The following is a 1,303-nucleotide window of genomic DNA, read 5'->3' on the forward strand; positions in this document are numbered from 1 at the left end:
CGCCCCGCTGAGGTTCGCCCCCTGCAACTGCGCCCCGCTGAGGTCCGCCCGCTGCAACTGCGCCCCGCTGAGGTACGCCCCCTGCAACTGCGCCCCGCTGAGGAACGCCCCCTGCAACTGCGCACCCATCAGTTTACTTTTCTCAAAGGAAAGGCCGGATAGGTCAAAGCCCTGAAGGTTAGCTCTTGCAAGATCAATCAACCCAGCCAGTTCCATGACACCCGAAATGCGCTGCAACCGACCAAGTACTTGAACAGCGTTCTGTATGTCTGACCGCGCAGGCTTCAATTCATGCGCCCATTCCCACAAGGTTTCACTGTCTTCAGATTCAGGCATCGGGACAGGTTTATATTCCTGGGATAGCTCGCGTACATAGACGGACAGCATGCGGGCGACCCGTTCTGCGGATGCCGGGTTTTCCTGAACCAACCCCTCAAGCCGGTCAATCGCACCGTTTCTGCGGGTAACGTCATCTTGCCAGATGGTTTCGTGAGTTCGTTTTTCGCCGTCGGGGAGGGCAAGCGAAATCTGCCTCTGTGCATGGAGGTCTTCGACCGCTGCGTTGATCTTGTCATTGAAGAGGGCTTCGACTGCGGTTTCTGTCTGGGTGCGCGCGAATGTCAGGCGGATCAGAGTAAAGGGTAGGGCGAGAACAGCGCCAAGGGTCGCTGTAAGGGCCGCCATCTTGGCCAGTGAAAAACGCCAATCCCAAACTTGCGCTTGGCCCTGCGGTATTGGTGACAAGATGAACGTCCAGACGACACCCAGCAAACCCAGAGCAAGTGACACGAAAATCAAAGCCCATAGGGCGATTGCAACGAACAGGAGGCCGGAGTTTATGCTGCCAAGCCCCATTCGGTTTTGTAGCCTGTCAAAGAGCGGCGGCTTGGAAGTGTCGCCTTTGTAGGGAAGCAGCGAAATCCCGACCGGGACGAAGAGAAACGCCAAAAGCAGAACGATCCCCAAAAGATGACGCCCATTCAATTCAAAGATTATATCGTCCAATGGCGCACCCCTATATTCCCCACCACCATGCCGTGCAAAACGGCATGTCACAACCGCTCAAGTCGCTTGGGTGGCACAGAACGTGGCGCTTATGTCTGCCGTTGATGCGCGGGTGTCTGAAATACGCGTGAACCCACCTTGCAAAGCCCCGCTTCTGACCCTAGGTTCCGCCAAACTTCGAAGGCAGGCCAAGTGTGGTTTGCGCCCCCATAAAAAGGACGATCCCCATGCAAGGCATTCAACAATTCGTGCCCCTTATTCTGATCTTCGCGATCATGTATTTTCTGCTTATCCGCCC

At 55.9% G+C, this 1,303-nt stretch carries 1 protein-coding gene; it reads right to left on the reverse strand.

Features of this window, described 5'->3' with window-relative positions; genetic code table 11:
* On the reverse strand, nucleotides 1-1,005 hold a 1,005-nt coding region (locus ABYT07_RS21200; protein ID WP_372993969.1), incomplete at its 3' end, for a pentapeptide repeat-containing protein.
* Nucleotides 1,006-1,303 lie beyond the last annotated feature (298 nt).

It is taken from the genome of Sulfitobacter sp. (assembly GCF_041552635.1).
Lineage (GTDB): Bacteria > Pseudomonadota > Alphaproteobacteria > Rhodobacterales > Rhodobacteraceae > Sulfitobacter.